The 23,697-nt window shown below is 61.8% G+C and carries 18 protein-coding genes, 1 tRNA gene and 1 riboswitch; of the genes, 9 read left to right on the plus strand and 10 right to left on the minus strand.

Features of this window, described 5'->3' with window-relative positions; genetic code table 11:
• Positions 1–3: 3 nt before the first annotated feature.
• Together EOE18_RS02165 and EOE18_RS02170 are read right to left on the minus strand one after the other, a co-directional pair.
• Positions 4–429: a DUF4440 domain-containing protein gene (locus EOE18_RS02165; protein WP_246027209.1), complete on the minus strand. Its 426-nt coding sequence runs from the start codon at positions 427–429 to the stop codon at positions 4–6.
• Between the two features lie 25 nt (positions 430–454).
• Positions 455–775 carry a hypothetical protein gene (locus EOE18_RS02170; RefSeq protein ID WP_127705692.1) on the minus strand — a complete coding sequence of 107 codons (321 nt, stop codon included), beginning with the start codon at positions 773–775 and terminating at the stop codon, positions 455–457.
• A gap of 460 nt (positions 776–1,235) precedes the next feature.
• Between EOE18_RS02170 and EOE18_RS02175 the strand changes: the two genes are divergently transcribed.
• Positions 1,236–2,300 (plus strand): type I restriction endonuclease, encoded by a 1,065-nt coding sequence (locus tag EOE18_RS02175; protein WP_127705694.1) that lies wholly within the window; start codon positions 1,236–1,238, stop codon positions 2,298–2,300.
• A gap of 183 nt (positions 2,301–2,483) precedes the next feature.
• On the opposite strand, the gene thiC is transcribed toward EOE18_RS02175, so the two are convergent.
• Together thiC and EOE18_RS02185 are read right to left on the minus strand one after the other, a co-directional pair.
• Positions 2,484–4,346 (minus strand): phosphomethylpyrimidine synthase ThiC, encoded by a 1,863-nt coding sequence (gene thiC / locus EOE18_RS02180; RefSeq protein ID WP_127705696.1) that lies wholly within the window; start codon positions 4,344–4,346, stop codon positions 2,484–2,486.
• A gap of 27 nt (positions 4,347–4,373) precedes the next feature.
• Positions 4,374–4,775, minus strand: coding sequence for a hypothetical protein (locus EOE18_RS02185; protein WP_127705698.1), 402 nt, complete (start codon positions 4,773–4,775; stop codon positions 4,374–4,376).
• 82 nt (positions 4,776–4,857) lie between these two features.
• A riboswitch (TPP riboswitch) is annotated at positions 4,858–4,963 on the minus strand.
• A 196-nt stretch (positions 4,964–5,159) separates the two neighbouring features.
• Between EOE18_RS02185 and EOE18_RS02190 the strand changes: the two genes are divergently transcribed.
• Positions 5,160–7,661: a TonB-dependent receptor domain-containing protein gene (locus EOE18_RS02190; protein WP_127705700.1), complete on the plus strand. Its 2,502-nt coding sequence runs from the start codon at positions 5,160–5,162 to the stop codon at positions 7,659–7,661.
• Between the two features lie 99 nt (positions 7,662–7,760).
• Here EOE18_RS02190 and EOE18_RS02195 read toward each other — a convergent pair whose 3' ends face one another.
• The 4 genes from EOE18_RS02195 to EOE18_RS02210 all read right to left on the minus strand — a co-directional run bounded on the left by EOE18_RS02195 (position 7,761) and on the right by EOE18_RS02210 (position 13,891).
• Complete coding sequence (locus EOE18_RS02195; RefSeq protein ID WP_127705702.1) at positions 7,761–8,840, minus strand: DUF2332 domain-containing protein; 1,080 nt, start codon at positions 8,838–8,840, stop codon at positions 7,761–7,763.
• Between the two features lie 192 nt (positions 8,841–9,032).
• A complete protein-coding gene (locus tag EOE18_RS02200) occupies positions 9,033–10,886 on the minus strand; it encodes a methyl-accepting chemotaxis protein (protein WP_127705704.1) in 1,854 nt (617 codons plus the stop codon).
• 203 nt (positions 10,887–11,089) lie between these two features.
• Positions 11,090–13,549 (minus strand): TonB-dependent receptor domain-containing protein, encoded by a 2,460-nt coding sequence (locus EOE18_RS02205; RefSeq protein ID WP_127705706.1) that lies wholly within the window; start codon positions 13,547–13,549, stop codon positions 11,090–11,092.
• A gap of 268 nt (positions 13,550–13,817) precedes the next feature.
• Positions 13,818–13,891, minus strand: a tRNA-Gly gene (locus EOE18_RS02210).
• A 123-nt stretch (positions 13,892–14,014) separates the two neighbouring features.
• Between EOE18_RS02210 and EOE18_RS02215 the strand changes: the two genes are divergently transcribed.
• The 3 genes from EOE18_RS02215 to EOE18_RS02225 all read left to right on the plus strand — a co-directional run bounded on the left by EOE18_RS02215 (position 14,015) and on the right by EOE18_RS02225 (position 17,621).
• A complete protein-coding gene (locus EOE18_RS02215) occupies positions 14,015–14,506 on the plus strand; it encodes a DUF3429 family protein (protein WP_246027210.1) in 492 nt (163 codons plus the stop codon).
• An 8-nt stretch (positions 14,507–14,514) separates the two neighbouring features.
• A complete protein-coding gene (locus tag EOE18_RS02220) occupies positions 14,515–16,050 on the plus strand; it encodes an FAD-binding domain-containing protein (protein ID WP_127705708.1) in 1,536 nt (511 codons plus the stop codon).
• Positions 16,051–16,118: 68 nt separating this feature from the next.
• Positions 16,119–17,621, plus strand: a complete 1,503-nt coding sequence (locus tag EOE18_RS02225) for a cryptochrome/photolyase family protein (protein ID WP_127705710.1) — start codon at positions 16,119–16,121, stop codon at positions 17,619–17,621.
• On the opposite strand, the gene EOE18_RS02230 is transcribed toward EOE18_RS02225, so the two are convergent.
• A complete protein-coding gene (locus tag EOE18_RS02230) occupies positions 17,574–17,759 on the minus strand; it encodes a DUF2256 domain-containing protein (RefSeq protein ID WP_127705712.1) in 186 nt (61 codons plus the stop codon). The two genes, EOE18_RS02225 and EOE18_RS02230, sit on opposite strands and share 48 nt — an antisense overlap.
• Before the next feature lie 214 nt (positions 17,760–17,973).
• On the opposite strand from EOE18_RS02230, the gene EOE18_RS02235 reads away from it, so the two are divergent.
• Both EOE18_RS02235 and EOE18_RS02240 read left to right on the plus strand, forming a co-directional pair.
• A complete protein-coding gene (locus EOE18_RS02235; RefSeq protein WP_127705714.1) occupies positions 17,974–18,987 on the plus strand; it encodes a glycosyltransferase family 2 protein in 1,014 nt (337 codons plus the stop codon).
• Positions 18,984–20,495: an oligosaccharide flippase family protein gene (locus EOE18_RS02240; protein ID WP_246027211.1), complete on the plus strand. Its 1,512-nt coding sequence runs from the start codon at positions 18,984–18,986 to the stop codon at positions 20,493–20,495. The genes EOE18_RS02235 and EOE18_RS02240 overlap by 4 nt, the downstream gene beginning before the upstream one ends.
• Here the strand turns inward: EOE18_RS02240 and EOE18_RS02245 are convergent.
• Complete coding sequence (locus EOE18_RS02245; RefSeq protein WP_127705716.1) at positions 20,492–20,932, minus strand: MarR family winged helix-turn-helix transcriptional regulator; 441 nt, start codon at positions 20,930–20,932, stop codon at positions 20,492–20,494. The two genes, EOE18_RS02240 and EOE18_RS02245, sit on opposite strands and share 4 nt — an antisense overlap.
• Before the next feature lie 82 nt (positions 20,933–21,014).
• Between EOE18_RS02245 and EOE18_RS02250 the strand changes: the two genes are divergently transcribed.
• On the plus strand, positions 21,015–22,154 hold the full coding sequence (locus tag EOE18_RS02250) for an HlyD family secretion protein (RefSeq protein ID WP_127705718.1): 1,140 nt from the start codon (positions 21,015–21,017) through the stop codon (positions 22,152–22,154).
• Positions 22,155–22,207: 53 nt separating this feature from the next.
• Complete coding sequence (locus EOE18_RS02255) at positions 22,208–23,689, plus strand: MDR family MFS transporter (protein WP_127705871.1); 1,482 nt, start codon at positions 22,208–22,210, stop codon at positions 23,687–23,689.
• The last annotated feature ends 8 nt before the right edge of the window (positions 23,690–23,697 follow it).

Genomic DNA, 23,697 nt, shown 5'->3' on the forward strand with positions numbered 1-23,697 from the left:
GCCCTACAGCGTTACAAAAATCTCGGCCTCGATCACCCAGCTTTCACCCATGCGGCGCCATTTGGCGCTGTAGGCGCCCTGCGCGGTGATGCCAGCCTGCGCCACGCCTTCCCATGCGCCATATTCCATTGCCAAGGGCTCCGTGGTGCTGGCCATCACGCTCTGCGTCTTGCGGATATAGGTGTTGCGCTGGGCGGCGGGGGCGGAAAATTCGCGCTTCCACGCCAGCAATTGCGCCTTGCGCCCGTTGAGCAAGGCGCTGTCCGTACCCGTCACCAGCGTGACATTATGGGCCAGCAAAGGCGTGATCGCCGCCAGATCGCCCTGTTCCAGCGCACGGTTAAACGCCGCCCGCGCCATGCGGATCGCCAGATCCATCCCTGCAACATTCCCCTCTGGCGTCATCACGGCACTTTCCCTCTGGTTCATAGAAAACGAGCATTTAGCGCGAGGCTCAACCCAGCCCATGGCCCCCGGCCCGCGCGAAAATCCGCATCAGGCGCAAGAGCGATTTATTGTCCTGATTCCAGACAATTGCATCGCCTAGCCTTGTGGATAGCCGCGGCCGCACCAAACCCTCCATCGCCCGCAGCCATAGCTCGGCTTCTGTCACCTTTCGAGCCTCTATCCGCCCCATATTGTACAAAGCCGCATCCCATGCCGCCGCAAAGCTCTCCGCACCCGCCCTTTCGCGCAAGCGATAGGCACTCACCCGCGACATGCCCACCGCCTCCGCCGCCGCCCGCACGCTGCCCGTCCGCGCCAGCGCCGCCATAAACCCCGCCTGCCGCCCCACGCTCCACCCATCCCTGCGCCCCCGCACCGGCACCGGCGCAAAAGCCGGCACCCTCCGGCGCGATTTCTTCGCTTTAGAGGTTTGCAGATCAGGGGCTGTGCTGTCGTATGGCGCGGTCATGCGCGGGAGGATGAGGGATTTTGTCTGTGTAGGACAGGGGGGGGGTTGTTTGCGGGATTTGGGTGGGGGGCCTGCGGCTTTTTGGGTTTTAAGGTTTTATGCCTCCGGCGGGCAAAGGGCGGGGGCCCTTTGCAATCCCTTCGATGAGCCGACATGGAAGCTTCCGATTTCCTTTGAAATTTGACTGTAACGTGAAGCCTTTCCTTTTACGCCGTTGGCGATAGAAGTACTCGAAAGTTTGATTGGATGAAGTTTTGGGCATATTCGCGTTTTTGCCTAAAACTCTATACTCGTATACTGCACAAAATGGAGAATCACGATGGACCTAGCCATGCGCATTTCGGAACTTCAAAAGCGCGTTGCTGAGCATCGAGAAATTTTGCAGACAGAAGAGGCGGCAAAGACCGCACTGGTAATGCCCTTTCTGCAGGCGCTGGGGTATGATGTTTTCAATCCGAGCGAAGTTGTTCCCGAATTTACGGCAGATGTTGGAACAAAAAAAGGTGAAAAAGTAGATTACGCCGTTTTCTGTGAGGGAAAGCCGTCGATTTTAGTCGAATGCAAACCGGTAAACGCCGCACTTGGGATCAAACAGGCTGGCCAGCTCTATCGCTATTTTTCAGTCACCGAAGCTCGTCTTGCAATTTTAACAAACGGCGCCGTCTATCACTTTTATTCAGATATCGAACAACCAAACAAAATGGATGAAAAGCCATTTTTCAGTTTCGATCTTGAAAGCGCGAAGCCGATTGATCTCAAAATAATTGAAAGATTCACAAAGTCATCTTTCAATATTGATATAATTGTGCAAGAAGCGTCAGGCTTAAAACTTCAATCGTTATTACGCCAAGAAATCGAGAAGGAATTCTCCGCGCCGTCTGATGAATTTGTCGCGCTGCTTGCCAGACGAGTTCATGACGGTCGCTTAACATCCGCAATCCGCGAAAACTTCTCCAAGCATGTGGCAGCAGCAATGAATGCCATCGTAAGGGAGCAAGTAGCCGAGCGCCTATCATCCGCGCTGAGGGTGACAGAGCCGTCAGACGACAACACCGTCACCCCTGCCCCTGTTGTGGCTGAGGACGAAATCGTAACAACCGAAGAAGAGATCTCGGGTTACAGAATCGTTCAGGCTATCGCTGCGAAGATAATTGACCCCCAACGTATACACTTGCGGGACTCCAAATCATACTGTGCAATATTGATTGACGATAACAATCGAAAAACTCTAGCGCGGATGCATTTTAATGCACAAACCGTAAAATACGTCGGCACCTTTTCAGGAAGAGATGAAACCAAGCACCAAATTTCAAAATTGGAAGATATTTACAAGCTAAGTGATTTCATTGAGGCTCGCATTCGAGAAATCGACCCAAATCTATGAAACCAATGCTGAATAATTGAATCAAGTCACCTTCGATCGAAATTTGGCAATGCTCGATAATCGGGTTTGCAAAGGGCCCCCGCCCTTTGCCCGCCGGAGGCAAAACCCCAAAAGAAAAGGCCGGAGGCCTCCCCCGAAAAAGGAAACCTTCGGCCATCAAACACCCCTAAAACCTAACCCCAATCACTCCGCAGCCGGAATATACAGGTCCCCTGCTTCCCGATACTTCTCGCTCATTTCCGCCATGCCCGCTTCGGCATCCTCGGCGGCGACGAACGTTTCGATTTCCGCATTTTGCTTGGCGGCGAAGTCCCTCACCTCCTGCGTGATTTTCATGGAGCAGAACTTCGGCCCACACATGGAGCAGAAATGGGCGGTTTTGGCGCCTTCGGCGGGCAGGGTCTGGTCGTGGTAGGCCTCGGCGGTATCGGGGTCTAGCGAGAGGTTGAACTGGTCGCGCCAGCGGAACTCGAAGCGGGCGCGGGACAGGGCGTCGTCGCGCAGCTTGGCGGCGGGGTGGCCCTTGGCAAGGTCGGCGGCATGGGCGGCCAGCTTGTAGGTGACAACGCCGACTTTGACGTCATCGCGGTCGGGCAGGCCGAGGTGCTCCTTGGGCGTGACATAGCAGAGCATGGCGGTGCCGAACCAGCCGATCATGGCGGCGCCGATGCCGCTGGTGATATGGTCATAGCCGGGCGCGATATCGGTAACCAGCGGCCCAAGCGTGTAGAAGGGGGCTTCGCCGCAGGCCTTCAACTGCTTGTCCATGTTTTCCTTGACCTTGTGCATGGGCACATGGCCGGGGCCTTCGATCATGACCTGCACGTCCTGTTCCCAAGCGCGCTTGGTCAGCTCGCCAAGGGTGTAGAGTTCGGAGAACTGGGCCTCGTCATTGGCGTCGGCGATCGAGCCGGGGCGCAGGCCATCGCCCAGCGAATAGGCGATGTCATAGGCCTTCATGATCTCGGTGATTTCATCGAAACGTTCGTAAAGGAAGGATTCCTTGTGATGCGCAAGGCACCATTTGGCCATGATCGAGCCGCCGCGACTGACGATGCCGGTGACGCGCTTGGCGGTCATGGGGATATAGGGCAGGCGCACACCGGCATGGATGGTGAAATAGTCCACGCCCTGTTCGGCCTGTTCGATCAACGTATCGCGGAAGATTTCCCAAGTGAGGTCTTCGGCAATGCCGCCCACCTTTTCCAGCGCTTGGTAGATGGGCACGGTGCCGATGGGCACGGGGCTGTTGCGCAGGATCCATTCGCGGGTGTCATGAATGTTGCGCCCCGTCGACAGGTCCATCACGGTGTCGGCGCCGTGGCGGATCGACCAGACCAGCTTGTCCACTTCCTGCGCCACATTGGAGGCCACCGCAGAATTGCCGATATTGGCGTTGATCTTGACCAGAAAATTGCGGCCAATCGCCATGGGCTCGGATTCGGGGTGGTTGATGTTGGACGGGATGATGGCGCGGCCACGGGCAACCTCGTCACGCACAAATTCTGGCGTGACGAAATCGGGGATTTCCGCGCCCCAGCTTTCGCCATCGCGCTCCAGCTTTTCCTTCAGGATCGCGCGGCCCAGATTTTCGCGGGTGGCGACATATTCCATTTCGGGCGTGATGATGCCACGGCGGGCGTAATGCATCTGGCTGACGTTCTGCCCTGCTTTCGCGCGCAGGGGGCGGCGGTTCACCAGCGGAAAGGGCGGCACGCCGCCGCTGCGGTCGGGGCCAAGCTGGCCATTGTCCTCGGGGCGGATTTCGCGCCCGTCATAGGCCTCCACATCGCCACGCGCCAAAATCCAGTCGCGGCGCAGGGCGGGCAGGCCGGCGGCAATGTCGATCGTGGCCTTGGGGTCGGTATAGGGGCCGGAGGTGTCATAGACCCGAACAGGGGGTTCCTTGGCCGATGGCTCCAGCGTGATTTCGCGCATCGCCACCAGAATGTCAGGCTTTCCAGGCACCGGAACATGGATTTTCCGGCTGCCGCGAATGGGGCCTGTGGTGACGCCTATGTCCAGCGGGGAGTTGATATCGGCCATGGGTACTCTCTTCTGTGATGGTCTGGATTATTCCAGCCGGACCATGCCCAGAATGGTGAGAGCAAGGCCCAGCGCGGTGGTGATGCCGGCCCAGCCCCTGTGAAAATTGCCAAGGGAGCGCAGCCACATCTGGGTATAAAGATCGCAGGCGAACAGGATGGCCAAAGCCTCGACCAGCATCAGTCCGCCCAGCGTTTTAAGGAGACAGGTTGGCAGGTCGGCGGGAACCCATGGGTTGGCCAGATAGACCAGACTGCCCACCACCAATTCCATCATGCCGCATACAAATTGCAGCGTGGGGGAGCCTTCCACCTCGCCGATCATGGTTTGCCATGCGCCCGGTTGGCGCAAGGCCCCTGCACCGGCGGCCAGAGCTGCTAACCCAAGCAACAGGCTGCTCCATCCGGTGGGATCACCAAAATCCTGCATCTCTCTCTCCTTATGTTTTTTTCTTTATAGGCACGCCTTCTTGTTCTGGCGGGGGAGAGGTGGAGCGGGGGGCACCAACGCGCCAGAAACCACGCTCCCTCCCTCCGCCCGTGTTAACGGGATCAGGTTCGACGGGTCGTGGGGCGTTACGCCCACCTCTCAGCCACATGGCTCCCCGGGGAAACTATGGGCAGACTATGCTGAACCTATCGGCTTGGCAAGCATGCGTATGGGGGCAGGGTGATCCGAATATCGGCAAGGCATAATGCCCCCCAGCCCTGCCCCAAAGGCCTCAGCATATTCCCCGATAGGCCCGCTCAGCGCCTTGCGAGACTTCGCCGTTAAAGACGGCAAGGTGAAATAGAAGTCTCGGGGAACGAACGCGTGAACAAATTCGGCCTTTTGCTATCGACCGCCATCATCGGCTTCGCCCAGCCGGCATGGGCGGCACAGGACAAGGGTAGCGACCAGACAGCCAAACCTGCCGCCAAACCGGCCAGCGGAGCGCAAACCTTCTCCACCGGCGTGGCACGCGGGCGTGACCTGCTGGATTCGGCCATTTCCACCAGCATTATCGCTGGCGACGAGATCGAGCATTACTCGGCCCGTTCCATGGGCGAGGTGCTGCGCAATATGGCTGGCATCCGCGTGGAATATCACACCGATGATGCGCAAACCAATCTGACCGTGCGTGGGTTGCCCATGGCCGGTTCAGGGTCGAAATATATCCAGATTCAGGAAGACGGCCTGCCGGTCGTCGAATTTGGCGATCTTTTTGCGGCCACGGCGCTGGCCTTTGTCCGCTCCGATATCAACATCGGCTCGGTCGAGGCGATCCGTGGGGGGTCGGCCTCCACCTTTGCCTCCAATTCACCGGGCGGGGTGATCAATATCATCTCCAAAAACGGGCGCGATACAGGTGGGGCTTTGGAACTGTCCACCGGCATCAATTATGGCGAAAATCGGGTGGATGCCGATTATGGCGCGCATCTGGCGCAGGATCTGCGCTTTCACATCGGCGGTTTCTACCGGCAGGGTTCAGGCCCGCGCAACACCGGCATCAGCGACGCGTTCCGTGGCGGGCAGGTAAAATTCAACATCACCAAGGATTTTACCGGCGGCTATGTACGCCTTTATGGCAAATGGCTGGATGATGTGACGCCTGCCTATACGCTGGTGCCGGTGGGCGTCAGCGGCAGCAATGACAGCCCGACCCATGCCAATCTGCCCGGATTTTCGGCCAATAAGGACACATTGTTCTCTCGCTATCAGCCGACCTATCAGGTCAATGGCAGCGACAACAAACCCTACACGGCCAATTTCAAGGATGGCTTCCACGCCAAATCGCGGGCCATCGGGCTGGAAAGCCAGATCGAGCTGGGCGGATGGACGCTCAATGAAAAGCTGCGCTATACGGCCAATTCGGGCGAATGGGCGCATCTCTATCCGGTGATGGCCGCCCCGGCCAGCGCGGTTTCGGCCTTCTTTGCCGGTCCTTCGGCCTCGCTCAAATGGGCCACCGGCCCTTATGCGGGCACCACGATCACCTCGCCCTCCACCATCAATGGCAATGGCATGCTGGCCGCGGTGCTGGCGCTGAAAATGCCGATCCGCAGCATGGATGTGTTGGCCAATGATCTGCGGGCCAGCCGCGTGTGGAAAGCAGGCCATGCCGATATCACCACCACCGCGGGCCTCTATTACTCGCAACAGAGCATCGCCAACTCGATCCTTGCCGCATCGGTGCTCTATAGCGTGGCGGGCGGCGGCAATGCCGCGCTGGTGGATCTGACCACCGCCACCGGCATTCCCATGACGCAGGGCGGCATCTATGGCTATGGCTCCACCTTTGCCGGACAAGCCAGCACGGTCGATCTGGATGCCAAGGTGCGCGTGCTAGCCCCCTATGGCTCGATCAACTGGAAACAGGGCAAATGGGCGCTGGGCGCCAGTGTGCGTTACGACAGCACCAAAACCACCGGCCTTGCCGCCAGCGCTCTGACGGGGCGCGGGGCGGGCTTTGCCGCCTATGACTGGAACGGCAATGGCAGCATCTCGCGGCCTGAATCGCTCACCTCGGTCATCCCGCTCTCCTCGCCGGTGCCGCTCAATTATACGGTCAATTATGCCAGCTATTCGGCGGGCGTGAATTATCGCATCTCGCCGCTCACCTCGGTGTTTGGCCGCTACAGCCGTGGCGGGCGCGCCTCGGCGGACAATATCATGTTCACCCCTGCCATCAATTTCGCCAATGGCACTTTGGCCAATCCGGCGGCGGGCTATTCGCCGGTGGACCAGATTGAACTGGGCTGGAAATGGCGGGATCAGGCGCTGACCGTCAATCTCACCGGTTTCTGGGCGGAGGCCAAGGAAACCAACCTGCAATATGTCGCCTCGACCAACGGCATTGCCCTGAAAACCATCGCCCGCAAATATCGCGCCTATGGCAGCGAATTGGAGGCCAGCTACAAGCGCGGCATTTTCAGCCTTTCGGGCAGCGTGACCTATAGCCATGCGCGCATTGTGGCCGATAGCACGGACGCGACCGTGGTCGGCAACAAGCCGCGCCGTCAGGCCGATTTCATCTATCAGATCATCCCCCAGTTGCAGCAGGGCGCATGGTCGGCAGGGGTGAATATCGTGGGCACCACCGACAGCTATGCGCAAGATGCCAATAAGCTGAAACTCAATGGCTATACTTTGGTCAGCCCCTATGTGGCATGGCAGCCCTATCAGCGCGTCACGCTGCGGGTGAATGTCAACAATCTGTTCGACAAGCTGGCGCTGACCGAGGCGTCGGATGCCAGCATGCCCGCCACCGGCGTCACGCTGGCGCGCACAATCAATGGCCGCACCCTGTCGGCCAGCCTGCGTTACGACTTTTAACCCTTGCGCCCTCGCCCCGCCTGCGCGGCGGGGCAGGCTATAAAAAAGCCGCCCGTGCCTTGGCGTCCGGGCGGCTTTTTTATGGCGCGAACTCCGGTTTTACCCGCGCCAGTCGATCCAGTCGCCATAGGGGTGACAGGTGGCCAGATGGTGCTGCTCCACACCTTCGCCCGCGGACAGGGTCAGCGTCAGGCGCACCTCGTCACGCGGCGCGGTCCATTCCAGCGCCAGATGGGCCAAGGGCGCCTGAGGAATGGCGCGGGCGAAGGCCTCGTTCAACACGCTGTCCAGCGCCGCCCGCTTGGCCGTCGAGAGATATTGCCGGAACATCGAATGCACCACCACGCGGCACCGCCCCAAGGCAGGCGGCCCGCCCAGTTGCTGCGCCAGCCATGGCACGGCATCGCCCTGCTCCACCTGCGGCGGATGCGCCTTGGCCACGGCCAAAGCCTGTTCCAGATGCTCGCGCCGGTCGGCCTTGTCCGCCCAGACGAAAGCATGCAGCCGCTCCACCGTCGGCGCGCAGCGCAGGTCCAGCGGTGACAGGTCCACCCCGCGCGCCCGCAGGATCACCGGATCGGCGGCAGGCGGCGGGGCGCCATGCCACAAGGGCGCAATCTGCACCGGCGAGGCGGCAGGGCCGCAGCTCAACCCGCCCAGATCATAATGGTAATGCGGCAGGTTGAGATTAAGCCCCGCACTCGCACCCAGTTCCAGCAATTCGCAAGGCAGGCCAAAGCGCGCCGTCAGCAGCTTTAAAGCAGCCATGGTTGCCGCCGATCGGGCCACCTCGTTGGTTTGCGTAGGGTGGGCCAGCCAGCGCGCCAATTCGCCATCATGGGCACGCATGGCTTGGGCGATCACGCCGTCAAAATCGCCCTCTCCATGGGCATAGAGCGCGCTCAGCGCCGCATCCTTGCCCGAACGGGCCAAAGCATGCAGCGCGGCGTTGAAACGCATGGCCAGCGCATCGGCGGCGCGGTCGCCCGGCCAATGGGCGAAGATCCGCGCGCATTGCGGCGCCTGCGCCATGGCGCGTTCGGCGGCCAGCAAAACCTGCGAGACGAAGGGCGAGCCCAGCATCGCCACCACCAGCGCTTGCCGCCCCAATTCCCCGCTGACCGCCAATTCCGGCGAGGATTGCGGGTCCAGCAATAGCGGGGCGTGCTGCAAAATCATCTCCATGGCGCGGGACAGGAACAGACTCGCCTGCCCGCCGTTGCTTCACCATGGGACTCGCGCGGTTAAAGCCTGCCCTGAGTCTTCCCTAGGGATAAGCCCGTGGACCGGCGTATTTTCCCTTTGGCGCACTGCGATTTACGCGGGCATGGAAAAGGGCCTGAAGGATGATCCCTCAGGCCCTTTTGCCGATCAGAATTCCGACCAGTCATCCGCGGCAAAGCCGCCATTGGCCACCGCGCGGGGCGGCGGGGGTGCCACCGGCGCGGGTTTGGCGCGCAAGGGTGGCAGGGCCACGGGGGCCGGACCGGAGCTGTAATTGGCAGCGGGAGGCGCGAAACCGCCCTGCCCCTCGCCCACTTTAAAGGCCGAGAAGGCTTCGAACAGGCGCCCCGCCTCATTGCCCATCATATGCGCCGCAGCGGTGGTTTCCTCCACCATGGCCGCGTTCTTTTGCGTCATGCCATCCATCAGGCTGATCGCGCCATTGATCTGTTCCAGACCGATCGACTGTTCCTGCGCGCTTTGCGCAATGGCGCTGATCGTCTCGCTGACATTGCTGACGCGGTTGATGATGCGGTGCAGGGCCTCGCCGGTTTCATTCACCAGTTTGACGCCCGAATGCACATGCTCGCCCGCCGACAGGATGCGGGTTTTAACGTCGCGCGCGGCATCGGCGGAGCGTTGCGCCAAGGCGCGCACTTCGCTGGCCACCACGGCAAAGCCCTTGCCCGCATCGCCTGCGCGCGCGGCTTCCACACCGGCGTTCAAAGCCAGCAGGTTGGTCTGGAAGGCGATGCCATCGATCACGCCGATAATTTCGGAAATTTCCTGCGTGGCGCGGTCAATGCCCTGCATGGCGCTGATCGCATCCTGCACCACCTGCCCGCCCTGTTCGGCTTCATGGCGGGTTTCGGTCATCGCGCCATTGGCTTCGTTGATCAGCGCCGTGCCATTGCGGGCCGAAGCGGTGATCTCCTCCATGGCCGAAGCCTGACGCGCCAGATTGGTGGCCTGATTTTCCGAGCGTTCCGACAATTCATTGGCAGAAGCGCGAATCTCGGCGGAATTGTTGCGGATCGTGTCCACGCAGGCGCCCACGGTTTGCATCGCGGTGGACAGGCGGGCAAGCGCTTCGTTAAAGTCGCTGGCAATGGTTTGATAGGCCGAGGGCAGGCCCTTCAAACGCACCGTCAAATCGGCATCGGCCAGACGGCGCAGGATGCGACCGATTTCGGCCAAGGCTTCCTTCTGGTCATGCTCGGCCTGTTGGCGCGAGCGGGCCGCATCGCGGAACACCACCACCGCGCGGGCCATATCGCCAAGCTCGTCATGGCGGTCCGTGGCCACATGAATGTCCAGATGGCCCGAGGCCAAATCGCTCATACTGGCGGTCAGCTGGGTAATGGGCTGGGCAATCGCGCGGCTGAGAGCCAGCGCCAGAGTGATGGCCAGACCGATCATCGCCGCGCCGCCAATGACCAAGGCAACCGAGCCAATCAGAATGGCATGGGACTGGCTGCTGTCATTATCGGCGATGATCTCTTTCTGATGATCGCGGATCTCGCGCAGCGCCAGCACAGGCTTGGTCACCAACACCGCTTTGCCCGCCGCACGCACGCGTTCCTGCGCACCGGCCTGATCACCGCCCTTGATCTGGGCGACCAAAGTATCGCTCCATTGCGCGCGCCATGCCAGCGTGCCTTCGCGCGCCTCATCCAGCAATTTGACCTCTGCCGGATCGGTCAGCGCGCTGCGCAATTCGGCCGAAGTCTTGTCAAATTCGGCGCGGGCCTCGGTGTAGGATTTGAGATAGGACGGGTCCGCCGTCACGAGGAAACCACGCAACTGACTGTTTTCACGCAGGATCGAGGTTTCCAGCGCCATGGTCTGGGCCAGAATGTTGCGACTGGCATCGCTGCGCGCCGACAGGCGGTTGATCATGAACAGGTTGACGGCAAAAACCGCCATCACCAATGCCGCCGTGGCGCAGATGGCCACGAAGGACATGCCCAATTTGCGCGGAATGTTGAGTTGGCTCAGCATGGTTGCACCCGAAAATCAGCGAGCGGGGCGGCTTTACCCATGTTGTCCATGCGAATCATCAGGCCACCCTTTGCTCTTATTTTGACACATCATTTCTAGGAAGCTTCGCTTAGCTTTGCCTTGAAACGGCTTTTTCGCTTTGCGCAGGATTCTGCGGGGCGGGGTTTAGGGCTTTGTTAAGCCGCCCCCGCCCCGATCCAGAGTTACAGGTCCAGCCGCAGCGAGGCCGACACCGTGCGCCCCGTCGGCAAGCGGCCACGCACAATGCCATTGGCGGGCGTGCCGGCCTCGTCGATCGCGGTCAACGCCAGCACATCGAACAGATTGGCCGCATTGAGCGTCACCTGCATGCGCGGCGTCACACGCGCCTGAATGAAGGCATTGGTGGTAACGTAACCGGGCATTTTCAGGATATTGCTATCCTGCGCATAGCTGTCGGTGGTGCCGATGAAGGTTGCGCCGAAATTTACCCTGTTCCAATTGATCTGCGGCGTGACCTGAAAGATCAGATTGGCCAGATGGCGCGGATGTTTGCCGATGACCGAGGCGTCAATATAATCATCCACGATTTTCGCATCGGTATAGGTCGCCCCGCCATTCACGCTGAACAGGCCGCGGCGATAGCCTGCCTCAAACTCCAGCCCCTTGGCCTTGTATTTGCGCGCGATCACCACGCCAGTGCCGGTGTTGACATTGGTATCCTGACTGTTGACGCTAAAGCCGGTCAGATTGACGGTCAGGTTCGACTTGCGGAATTTCATCCCCAGTTCGGCCTGCTTGACCGGATCATAGGCGGCCTGCGGAATTGCCAGACTGCCATCGGCATTGTTGATGGCAGCGGTGTAAAGGATGCGGTCGGCATTGGCGCGCGCGCCTCGGCTATAGCGGGCAAAGACCGAGAAAGGTTCGGCCACGCGGTAATTGATCCCCGCCGAATAGGACAGATAGTGGTAGCTGTAATTGACCGGCGCGGGGCTGCCCAAGGGGGTGATGCCCACTTTCTGTTCGGCCAGCGAGATCACGCCATCGCCATTCATGTCGCGCGACACCGTGCCCACCCGCCCGCCGCCAAGGTCCGATCCGAACACCTGCCCGCTGGCGCTGCCGAAATCATAGCGCAGGCTGCCGCCCACCGCCACTTTGCCGCGATGGAAATTGACCGAGCCATAGGCGGCCTGCACCGCATAATCGACGCTCATCGTGCGGCGCTGCGTGCCATTGTTGAGCGCATAGTTGAAAGCATAGAAGCCGTTCTGCGTCACCGCCTGACCCGCCGCATTGGTGATATTGAGCAGCGCCGCCTGCCCGTCACCGCGCACTTCGGTCACCGCCTCGGCCCAGCGCAGGGCGGTATGGATCGCCTGACGCGAGGCATAAAAGCCGCCGGTGGTGGTCAGCTTGCCCTTGGCCACTTCGTAAATCTTGCTGGCGCGCAGGTCATTGACCATGCTGCCCAGATCTTCCTGCGGGCGGATACGGATGTTGATCACCGCGATGAGGCCATTGCCATTGAGCGAGGAAGGATCGGCAATCACCTGCCCCGCGCGCGGGCCGCTGGCATAGGATAAGGTGGCCCCTGCGCCGCCCAGTCGGGTCAGCCCCGCCGCGCCCGAATAAAGCACGCTGGAGAAAGGCCCGTACATGCCGCCCGAACGGTTCGCGATGCGGAAGCGGTCGGTGATCGTCCAGCCATCGACATCGATCTGGCCTTCGACGCCAATCGACTTTTCCTTCACCCTTTGGCCCTGCCGCAGGTCTTCGGACACGATATTGTTGTTTTCATCCAGCATGGGCGCCGATTGCAGATAGACGCTGGAGAGCGTGCCGCGCCCGGGGTTGAAACCGGCCACCGGCACCAGAGCGGGGCTGTCATTGCTGCCGGTGACTTTCAGCGGGACCGAATCGTAAAAGGGCGAACGGTCGTCGAGAACCTTGGCATAGACGCGCACATGGCCGCCGGTGAATTCACGGGTGATGTTGAACTTCATTTGCCCGCCGCGCTGGCTTTCAAAGCCGACATTGCGCGGGCCATTGCCCTGCCGCCAAAAGCCGCCGACATGGAAACGCCAGTCATCCGACAATCGCGCGCCATAGTCGAAATCGGCGCGATATTGCTGGAAATTGACCCCGCTGGTCAATGCGATGGCGCCGCCGGTCAAGTCGCCGGTTTTGGAGATGAAATTGATAATGCCGCCGGGCGAATTGGAGGCGAAGGTCGAGGCCGAACCGCCACGGATCGATTCGACCTGCATCAGATTGAGGTCGGCACGGATGAAAGTATCGGCGCTGCCGCCGATAATATCGCCGAACTCCACCACCGGCAGGCCATCTTCCTGCAATTGCACGAATTTGGCGCCGGAGGACACCACGGGCAGGCCGCGGATCGAGATATTGGCAATGCTTTCGCCATTGGGCGCTTCGGAAAAGACGCCGGGCATGGCGCGCAGCAATTCACCCACCGAGCGGGCGCCCAGCTTGATAATATCGGCCTCGCGCAGGCTGCTGGTGGAGGTGGCGCTGTCCAGACGGTCGCGGCCCTTGGCCACGCCGGTGGTCACCACATCTTCGGCCTTTGGCGCGGCATTTTGCGGCGTGATTTGCGCATGGGCCATCGGTGTCAGCGCCGTGCTGAAAAGGAAAACGCTGAGATAACGGGGGATCATCTTGGCCTCGCCTGTTGTTCAAAACTGGTTAGCGAGGGTTAAAGGCAAATCGCCAATATCCGGCGACAGGCCGGTAACGGGTTTTTATTTAGGTATTTTTGAGGAATGCTGCGTCCACTGGGCGCCGGTCAAAACGGCCCCCATAATGGCCCCCAAAAACAGGGTGGCCAGTTGCGAACAGGACCGAACGTCAGCAGCCCGATGCAGCGGGAATGTGGCGGATTTTGGGGATTGTCCAGACGTTGGCGGACTGTGCCGGTCTAAAATATGGAGCGGGTAGCGGGAATCGAACCCGCGCCAAGAGCTTGGGAAGCTCGCATGATACCATTTCACCATACCCGCACTTGGAGGAGCCCGTTAGCACCGGCCAAGGCGTGGCGGCAAGCAAAAACAAGCAAGCGGTACAAAAAGGCCTGCTCCAACGTCCATCTTGCCCGCACGGGTGGGTGGAGCGCATGTCGGGGGATGATGTTGCACCAAATCCCCCAACCCCACGCCTTGCCGCGTCCCCTGGTCCTGTTGGGCCTGTCCGGCGTCTTGCCGCAATTGGGCTGCTTGCTCGCCTGCCATATCTGGCCCGAGGCGCGCTGGTTCGCGCTGGCGGCGGGCTGTTTCTATGCCGCAATCATCCTCAGCTTTCTGGGCGGATTGTGGTGGATGGCCTCGATGCTGGCGGGCTGGCGCCATGGCGGGCTTTATGCGTTGGCGGTATTGCCCAGCCTGATCGGTTGGGGGGCTTTGTTGCCATGGTGCTTTGGCTGGGTCTGGCCCGCGCCTTCGCTTCTGGTGCTGGCGCTGGTCCTGTTGGCCAGCCCGATGGTGGACCAAAGGCTGGAACAGGCGCTGGCCGGTCGGATTGCCTTGCCCGCCGGATGGTTGCGGCTGCGGGTGATGATGGCTTCGGGGCTGGCGCTGCTTACTTTGGCTTTGGCCTTTCTGGCCTTCACCACGCTGTAGGCCAACTGATGCAGCCTCTGCCGCAAGTCGTCTGGTTCAAACGCGACCTGCGACTGGAGGATCACCAAGCCTTTTATGAAGCCGCGCTGGCGGGGCCGGTGTTGCCCCTGGTGATCATCGAACCGGATTATTGGCGCGGCGCGGATACCAGCGCACGCCAATGGCGCTTCTGGCGGCGCTGCATTGCCGATCTGGCGCAGCGCATTGATCGGCGCGGCGGGCGGCTTTGTGTGCGGATAGGCGATGCCGTGGAGCAAATGGCCGCACTCCATGCGCAGATCGGCCCTTTCACGCTATGGGCGCATGAGGAAACCGGCAATGCTTTCACCTTCACCCGCGACAAGGCCTTGCGGCGATGGGCGCGGGCGATGGGCGTGCCCTTCCATGAACCGCGCCAGTTCGGGGTGATCCGTGGCCCCTCGCTCAACCGCGATCGCTGGGCGGCGGCTTGGGATGCGTTGATGGAGCTGCCCTGTTTCCCCGCGCCAAAGCCGGTCTGGTTACGGGCGGAGGGGGCCGATGCCCTGCCCTCGGCGGCGGCTTTGGGTCTTGGCGATGATGGTTTGCTGGCCCTGCCCGATGCGGGGCGGGCGGCGGCACTGGATTGTCTGCACAGCTTCCTGCACCAACGCGGCGAGCGTTACACGCGGGCCATGTCCTCGCCCTTGACCGCGCCCGATGCCTGTTCGCGGCTGAGCTGGCATCTGGCCTATGGCAGCCTGTCGATGCGCGAAGTGTGGCAGGCCGCCCGCGCCCGCTATCAAGCCCTGCCGCCCGAGGAAAAGCACTGGCGCCAGTCTTTGCGCAGCTTTGTCGCGCGGCTGCATTGGCATTGCCATTTCATCCAAAAGCTGGAGAGCGAACCCGAAGCCGAGTTCCGCCCCTTCGCCCGCATCTACACCGGCCTGCGCCCGCGCCCCGCCGATCCGGCAAGGCTGATGGCTTGGGCGACAGGGCAAACCGGCTATCCCTTTGTCGATGCGGTCATGCGGCAATTGCAGGCGACAGGCTGGACCACTTTTCGCATGCGGGCGATGTTGATGAGCTTTGCCTGTTATGACCTGTGGCTGCCATGGCAGGAGGCGGGGCAAGTGCTGGCCCGCGCCTTTATCGATTACGAACCGGGCATCCATTGGCCACAGGCGCAGATGCAGGCAGGGGAAACCGGAATCAACACAGTGCGGATCTACTCCCCCGTCAAGCAAGGGCTGGATCAGGACCCGCAAGGGCGCTTCATCCGGCAATGGGTGCCCGAACTGGGCCAAGTGCCTGCCGTGTTCATGCATGAACCATGGCGGATGGAGCCGGAACAATGGGCCGCGCTCTGCCCCGATTATACGCCAAGGCTGGTGGACCATACAATCGCCGCGCGCGAGGCCAAGCTGGCGATCCATGGGCTGCGCCGCCTGCCTGACGCAAGGGCGCAGGCGCAAAGCGTGCAGCAGCGCCACGGCAGCCGCCAGCGCACCGCCTCCCGCCACGCCAAGGGGCGGGCCGCCGCCGCGCAAGAGGCAGCGCAGGCGCAGATGGGCTTTGACTGGTAGGCCCCGCATCTATGCCCCGCCCGAATGAACAGGCAGGCAAGCGCCCGCTTCGCGCCTAATCCCGCCCTATGACACGGCTGATCCTCGTTCTGGGCGACCAATTGACCCCCACGCTTTCCTCTTTGCGCGCTGGCGACAAGGCGCGCGATGTGGTGCTGATGGCCGAGGTCCTGGATGAGGCCACCTATGTGCGCCACCACAAGAAGAAGATCGCGCTGGTGCTGTCGGCCATGCGCCACTTTGCCGCAGAACTGCGCGAGGCGAGCTGGCAGGTGGATTATGTGACGTTGGAGGATGCGGGGAACTGCGGTTCACTGGCGGGCGAGGTGGCGCGGGCCAAGGCGCGCCATGGCATCGCCCAAGTGATCGCCACCGAACCGGGCGAATGGCGGCTGATGCAGGATATGCAGGCATGGTGCGAGCTGTTGCCCGATGATCGCTATCTGGCCGACCGCCATGGTTTCGCGCAATGGGCCGATGGGCGCAAGGGCCTACGCATGGAGCATTTCTATCGGCTGATGCGGCGCAAGACCGGCTTGTTGATGGAAGGCGACCAGCCCGCCGGTGGGCAATGGAATTTCGACCATGACAATCGCGAAGCCGCCCCCGGCGCTTTGGGCTTGCCGCAGCCTTTGCGCTTTGCCCCCGATGCGATCACGCAAGAGGTGCTGGCGATGGTCGAGCGCCGCTTTCCCGACCATTTCGGCAGCCTGACGCCTTTCTGGTTCGCCACCACCCGCGCGCAAGCTCAAGAGGCTTTTGCCCATTTCCTGGCCCGCGCCCTGCCCGATTTTGGCCGGTTTCAGGATGCCATGCTGACCAGCCATCGCTTCCTTTGCCATGCGGTGGTCTCGCCCTATCTCAACCTTGGCCTGCTGGACCCGCTGGACATGTGCCGCGCGGTGGAGGCGGAATGGCGCGCGGGGCGGGTGCCGCTCAACAGCGCGGAGGGATTTATCCGCCAGATCATCGGATGGCGTGAATATGTGCGCGGCATCTATTGGTGGCAGGGGCCGGACTATGCGCGCTCCAACGCACTGGAGGCCACCCGCCCCCTGCCCGCGCTATACTGGACCGGCCAGACCGACATGGCCTGTATGCGCGCCTGCATCAACCAGACGCAGGAAGAGGCCTATGCCCATCATATCCAGCGCTTGATGGTCACCGGTAATTTCGCGCTGCTGGCGGGGCTTAATCCGCATGAACTGCATGAATGGTATCTGGCAGTCTATGCCGATGCGTTTGAATGGGTGGAATTGCCCAACACCATGGGCATGAGCCAATTTGCCGATGGCGGCCTGCTGGCCAGCAAACCCTATGCCGCCAGCGGCGCCTATATCAGCCGGATGAGCGATTATTGCGGCTCTTGCGCCTATGATGTGAAGGCCAAGGAAGGGCCCAAGGCCTGCCCGTTCAACCTGCTCTATTGGTCCTTCATCGCCCGCCATGCCGATCGCCTGCGCCGCAACCCGCGCATGGCGCAGATGGTGCGGACATGGGAACGCTTTGCGCCGGAAAAGCAATCAGGCCTGATCGCGGGAGCCGAGCGGTTTTTGGCCAGCCTTGGCTGATTTATCGCTGCGGCAGCGGTCGGAGCAATAGAGCACATTGTCCCAATCGCGCTCCCATTTCTTGCGCCATGTGAATGGGCGGGCGCAGGCGAGGCAGATCTTGGCTGGCAGGTCGCCCTTCTTGCGCATTTTAGCCATGGGCGGAGCGGGGTGGGAGAGTGGAATCCATGGCCTTCTGATGCGCGTGCCGCTTTACGCCTGCCAGATGCCAATTGGGGAAGGCCATCGGCACGCGGGCCAACTTGCGCCTTGCGGCACAGTTTTCTCGCGCGCCATCATGCTTTCTTTACCCGCCAGACCTTAAGCCGGAATCGCTAACCGTCCATTTTCCCGCAAAGGATTCTCGCCCCGCATGACCTCGCCTGCATCCCCCAGGATCAGTGTGGCCATGAGCGTCTATAATGGCGAACGCTTTCTGGCGCCGGCGATAGAGAGCATTTTGGCCCAGACTCTGGGCGATTTTGAACTGCTGCTGCTGGATGATGGGTCGAGCGATGGCAGCGCGGATATCATCCGCAGCTATGCCGCGCAGGATGCCCGCATCCGCCCCATCCTGCGCGAGAATCGCGGGTTGATCGCCAGCCTGAATGAAATGCTGGCCGAGGCGCGCGCACCGGTCATCGCGCGGATGGATGCCGATGACATCGCCCTGCCCGAAAGATTTGCGCGGCAGATCGCCTTTCTCGACGCCCATCCCGATCATGGAGTAGTGGGTGCGCAAACCATCGACATTGACCAGAACGGCCAGCCTTGGCCCCATGCCACCGCCACATTGCCCACCAGCCACGAGGCTTTGCTGGACGCCATTGCGCAGGGCCAGCCCTTGATCTGTCACCCCGTGGCGATGATGCGGCGCAAAGTGGTGCTGGGCGTGGGCGGCTATCACGCCGCTTTCCACCATTGCGAGGATCTCGACCTCTGGCTGCGGCTGGCCTCGGTCACCCGCCTTTGCAGCCTGCCCGAACCGCTGATCCGCTATCGCCATTATGATCAGCAGGTCTCCACCCGCCATGCCACCATCCAGCAGACCGGCGCGGCCGTGGCGCGTCTGGCCTATGCGGAAAGGGCGGCGGGGAGGAGCGACCCGACACAAGCGCTGGCCAAGCTGCCGCCGCTGGATGACATGGACGCCCTGTTTGGCCGTGATGGCGTGACCAAGGCCCTGCGCGCCCAGATCGCGCAAAGCCTGCGCTATTCCCCCGCCGCCATGCGCGACCATGGCTATGACCTATTGCTGCGCCATCTGGCCGAGGGGGGCAGCCATGCGGGCATGCGGCGCACCGTGGCGCGGCTGGTGAAATTCGGCCTGCCCTTGCGCGCCTTGCGTCTGGCGCTGGCCCTGTTGTGCCATAGGCCGGTGACATGAGCGATACCAAACCCCAGCGCGAGGAAGCCGCCATGTCGGTGCGCGGCGCGGCGGTCTGGGCGATGGGCGGGCAATATCTGTCCTTTGCCATTCAATTCATCACCTCGGTCATCATCTCGCGCCTGTTTCTCTCGCCAGCCGAGGTTGGCCTGTTCTCCATCGCGCTGGCCGCCGCGCTGGTGGTGTCGGTGCTGCAGGACTTTGGCCTCACCCGCTATATGTCGGGCCTGCCCAGCGTGGATGCCGATACGCAGGCGCGGTGCAGCACGGTGGCTTTGCTGTTCTCCTTTGTCGTCGCGGGGCTGATCGCGGTCAGCGCGCTGCCCATGGCCCATGCCTATGGCCAACTTGCTCTGGCGCCGATGCTGCTGATCATAGCTGCGGCCTATCTGTTCATCCCGCTGGCGGTGGTGCCCATGGCTTTGATGGGGCGGGCCATGAATTTTCGCGGCCATTTCATCGTCAATCTGGGCGCGGCTTTGACGCAAGCCTGCGTGGCACTGACTTTGGCCGCTCTGGGCTATTCGGCCTTTGCGCTGGCATGGGCCACCTTGGCCAATGGCGTAGCGCGCGGGTTGATCGCACAATATTTGCGCCCTGCCCTGCCCTATCCCTTGCGGTTGCAGGGCATCGCGCCGGTGCTTTCCGTGGGATCGCGCCTGTCGGGGCTCTATGCCAATTACGGCATTTCCGCACGCACGCCCGATATGATCGTGGGCAAACTGCTGGGCCTCAATTCGGTCGGTCTTTACAGCCGCGCCGCCAGCCTGTCCGATCAATTCCGCACGCTGATCTCCGGCGCGATCGGCAGCGTGTTCTACCCCGCCTTTGCTCGCAAGCGCGACAATGGCGAGCCTTTGGGGCCAGCCTATCTGCGGGTGGTGGCAGGCTATACGGCGATCATCTGGCCCGGCATGGCGGGGCTGGCGCTGGCGGCGGAACCGGTGGTCAAACTGCTTTACGGCCCGCGCTGGGAAGCGGTGGCGCCCTTGCTTTCCACCATTTCGCTCACGGAAATCTTTCTGGTGATGCTGCCTTTGCAATCGGACCTGCCGATCCTGCTGGGCAAGATCAACCAGCTGATGCTCTATGCATTGACCGAGACCTGCCTGTCACTCACCTTGCTGGCCGCCGGTTGCCAATGGGGCACGCAAGGCGCGGCGGCTTCACGTCTGGTCTATGGCGCGGCATGGGTGCTGCTCTATGCCCGTTTTCTACACCGGCTGGTGGGCTTTGACGCGCGGCAATTGCTGGTGATCTATGCCAAGAGCGCCTTGTCCACGCTGGCGGGTCTGGCGCCCTTGGCGCTGACCTATGGGTTGTGGAGCGGGCCTTCGACCATCAGCCTGCCCCTGCTGTGCGCCAATGTGCTACTGGGCGGGGTGCTGTGGATGGGGACGATGCTGGCCCTGCGCCATCCTGCGCTGGATGATCTGTTCGGGCTGATCGGCCATTTGCCCGGCGGGCGCCATGTGCAGCCTTTGCTCGACTGGCTCAAACCCGCTTAACAGTCGAGCGGGCCTTCCAAGGCAGCGGTCATTTTCGCAAAGGCCGATTGCAGCGCAGCGCGTTCCCCATCGTCCAGCTCTGCGCAGATCTGGTTGATGATGCTCTGACGCAAAGGCTCTGTGGCCTCGATCGCCAGCAGGCCAGCCTCGGTAATGTGCAAGCGTTTGACACGGCGGTCTTCGGGATCGCTGCGGCGTTCCACCAGACCATCGCGTTCCAGCCCGTCGAGAATCTCGGTGATGGTGCGCGGGCTTTGGTCGAAAATTTCGGCAATATCGGCGGCGCGGGCGTTACCCTTCAAATTGCGCACCAGCATCAGCACCTTGGTGCGGGCCATGGACGCCCCCTGCCCCGTCATCGCCTTGTTCACACAGCGATACATGCGCAGATAGGTGCGCGCCAAAGCGCTGATCAGCTCGTCGTTCCGAATATTCATGAGGGCACTCATTAAATGGTATTGCATAAAATGGCAAGCGCGGGCATGACACAGCCTACCCTTTTTGCAGCGAGTCTATCCTGTGGCCGAATCCGTCTCCCCCGTTCCCGCCTCTCCCTCCAGCACCGACACGGATGATACCACCCCCAACCCATGGCCGCGCCGCGTGGGGCTGGTGGTGGGCCCGCTGGCGCTGATCGGGGGGGCCTATGGGCTGTATAGCTATGAAACCCATGGCAAGTTCCAGCAGTCGACCGACGACGCCTTCCTGCAGGCCGATGCGGTCACGGTGGCGCCCAAGGTTGGCGGCTATGTCGAAAAGGTCTTCGTGTCCGACAATCAGGATGTGAAGGCGGGCGACCCGCTGGTGCAGATCGATCCCCGCGATTACCGCGCGCAATCGGCGCAATATGAGGCGCAGATCGGACTGGCGCAGGCTCAGGCCGATGCGGCGCAGGCGCAATTGGGCGAACAGGAAGCCGCGATTGCCAAGGCTGACGCCGATGTCGCCGCCGCCCAGCGCGCCGCCAGCTTTGCCGATGCACAGGTCGCGCGTTACAGCCCGCTGGCCTCCAGCGGCGCGGAGAGCGGCGAGAAGCTGGCCCAATTGCGCAATGAGGCGACACAGGCCGCCGCCAAACTGGCCAGCGCCCGCGCCTCGGCACAGGCGGCCCATCGCAAGATCGACACGATCAAGGCGCAGATGGAACAAGCCAAGGCGCAAGGATCGGGTGCCAAGGCGCAATTGTCCTCGGCGCAGGTCAATCTGGGCTCCACCCTGCTGCGCGCCGCCGTCGATGGCCGCATTGGCGACAAGACCGTTCGTCTGGGCCAATTCGTGCCCGCCGCCACCCGTTTGATGAGCGTGGTGCCGGTCAGCCAGCTCTATGTCACCGCCAATTTCAAGGAAACGCAGCTGGGCCTGATGCGTGCCGGTCAACCGGTGCATATCAAGCTGGACGCGCTGCCCGACATCGAAATCACCGGCAAGGTGGACAGCATCTCGCCCGGCACCGGCGCGCAATTCTCGCTGTTGCCCCCGCAAAATGCCACGGGCAATTTCACCAAGGTGGTGCAGCGCGTGCCGGTGCGGATCAGCATCAATGCCAGCGCGGAACTGCGCAAGCTGCTGGTGCCGGGCATGAGCGTTGAAGTGAGCGTGGACACCAAAGGCGCCAAGGATGCGCTGGACGCCCTGCATGGCAAGGATAGCGCCCAGTGAACAGCCAAGGGCAGATCCCCGGCCCACCCAAGAAAGCCGATGCCGCCGCATGGATGGCGGTGGCTGCGGGCAGCCTTGGCGCGATGATGGCCCTGCTGGACATTTCGATCACCAATTCGGCGCTGCCGGTCATTCAAGGCTCGATCGGCGCCAGCGGCACCGAGGGCACTTGGGTGGCAACCTCCTATCTGGTGGCCGAAATTGTCATCATCCCGCTGTCGGCATGGCTGGAACGGATGCTGGGCCTGCGCACGTTCCTGCTGCTGGCCGCCAGCCTGTTCGTGGCTTTCTCGATGGTCTGCGGCACGGCCACCAGCCTGTCGACCATGATCATTGGCCGCGTGGGGCAAGGCTTTACCGGCGGGGCGCTGATCCCCACCGCCATGACCATCATCGCCACCCGCCTGCCCCCTGCGCAACAGCCGATAGGCAATGCGATGTTTGGCGTGACCGCCATTCTGGGGCCGGTGCTGGGGCCGTTGATCGGGGGCTGGCTGACGGAGAATCTCAGCTGGCACTATGCCTTTTTCATCAACCTGCCGATCGGCCTGTCGCTGATCACCATGCTGACCATCGGCCTGCCGCACCGCGAATTGCATCTTGAAGAATTCCTCAACGCCGATTGGCTGGGCATTATCGGACTGGCGCTCAGCCTTGGCGGGCTGACCATCGTTCTGGAAGAAGGGCAGCGCGAGCAATGGTTTGAAAGCGCCACCATCATCCGCCTGACCCTGATGGCGCTGGTTGGACTGGCGCTGCTGCTGGCCGGACAGATCTATGCCAAAAGGCCGGTGATCAAGCTGCGCCTGTTGCTGGACCGGCAATTTGGCGCGGTGGTGATCATGGGCGTGATGCTGGGCATGATGCTTTACGGCACGGCCTATGTGATCCCGCAATTTCTGGCGGCCATTGCCCATTATAACGCTTTGCAAGCGGGGCAGGTGGTCGTGCTGTCCGGCATTCCCAGCCTGTTGATGATGCCTTTCACGCCCCTGATGATGCGCAAGATGGAGATCCGTTTTGCGGTGATGCTGGGGCTGGTGATCATGCTGGTCAGTTGCTGGCTGGACACCGGCCTTTCCGCCAATGCCACGGGTGAAGAATTTGCCGCCTCGCAATTGCTGCGCGGGGTGGGCACGGTGTTTTCCTTCATGTTTCTCAATCAGGCGGCCATTGCTTCTGTGCCCATGCATGAGGCGGGCGATGCGGCGGGGCTTTTCAACGCCGCGCGTAATCTGGGCGGGTCCTTGGCGCTGGCGGGCATTGCCGTGGTGCAGGACCAGCGCCTGTGGATGCATAGTCGCCGGATGGAGGAGAGCCTGCGCGCCAATTCCGAAGTCGTGCAGAATTACATGCATGGCATGGGCAGCCCGACCATCGCGCTGCAAAATCTGGTGGGCACGATCCAGCGGGATGCGCTGGTGATGACCTATAATGACATTTTCTGGATGCTGGGTGTGGGTATCATCCTCATCAGCCCTCTGGTCCTGTTTCTGCGCCCCCTGCCCAACCGGCAGGCGATGGCGATGCATTGAGGCTTTCC

The sequence above is a fragment of the Novosphingobium umbonatum genome (assembly GCF_004005905.1).
Lineage (GTDB): Bacteria > Pseudomonadota > Alphaproteobacteria > Sphingomonadales > Sphingomonadaceae > Novosphingobium > Novosphingobium umbonatum.

Bases quoted from the DNA above. Each gene is read 5' to 3' on its own strand.
- EOE18_RS02165 (WP_246027209.1), bottom strand. From the start codon at position 429: ATGAACCAGAGGGAAAGTGCCGTGATGACGCCAGAGGGGAATGTTGCA.
- EOE18_RS02170 (WP_127705692.1), bottom strand. From the start codon at position 775: ATGGCGGCGCTGGCGCGGACGGGCAGCGTGCGGGCGGCGGCGGAGGCG.
- EOE18_RS02175 (WP_127705694.1), top strand. From the start codon at position 1,236: ATGGACCTAGCCATGCGCATTTCGGAACTTCAAAAGCGCGTTGCTGAG.
- thiC (WP_127705696.1), bottom strand. From the start codon at position 4,346: ATGGCCGATATCAACTCCCCGCTGGACATAGGCGTCACCACAGGCCCC.
- EOE18_RS02185 (WP_127705698.1), bottom strand. From the start codon at position 4,775: ATGCAGGATTTTGGTGATCCCACCGGATGGAGCAGCCTGTTGCTTGGG.
- EOE18_RS02195 (WP_127705702.1), bottom strand. From the start codon at position 8,840: ATGATTTTGCAGCACGCCCCGCTATTGCTGGACCCGCAATCCTCGCCG.
- EOE18_RS02200 (WP_127705704.1), bottom strand. From the start codon at position 10,886: ATGCTGAGCCAACTCAACATTCCGCGCAAATTGGGCATGTCCTTCGTG.
- EOE18_RS02205 (WP_127705706.1), bottom strand. From the start codon at position 13,549: ATGATCCCCCGTTATCTCAGCGTTTTCCTTTTCAGCACGGCGCTGACA.
- EOE18_RS02215 (WP_246027210.1), top strand. From the start codon at position 14,015: ATGATGTTGCACCAAATCCCCCAACCCCACGCCTTGCCGCGTCCCCTG.
- EOE18_RS02220 (WP_127705708.1), top strand. From the start codon at position 14,515: ATGCAGCCTCTGCCGCAAGTCGTCTGGTTCAAACGCGACCTGCGACTG.
- EOE18_RS02225 (WP_127705710.1), top strand. From the start codon at position 16,119: ATGACACGGCTGATCCTCGTTCTGGGCGACCAATTGACCCCCACGCTT.
- EOE18_RS02230 (WP_127705712.1), bottom strand. From the start codon at position 17,759: ATGGCTAAAATGCGCAAGAAGGGCGACCTGCCAGCCAAGATCTGCCTC.
- EOE18_RS02235 (WP_127705714.1), top strand. From the start codon at position 17,974: ATGACCTCGCCTGCATCCCCCAGGATCAGTGTGGCCATGAGCGTCTAT.
- EOE18_RS02240 (WP_246027211.1), top strand. From the start codon at position 18,984: ATGAGCGATACCAAACCCCAGCGCGAGGAAGCCGCCATGTCGGTGCGC.
- EOE18_RS02245 (WP_127705716.1), bottom strand. From the start codon at position 20,932: ATGAATATTCGGAACGACGAGCTGATCAGCGCTTTGGCGCGCACCTAT.
- EOE18_RS02255 (WP_127705871.1), top strand. From the start codon at position 22,208: ATGGCGGTGGCTGCGGGCAGCCTTGGCGCGATGATGGCCCTGCTGGAC.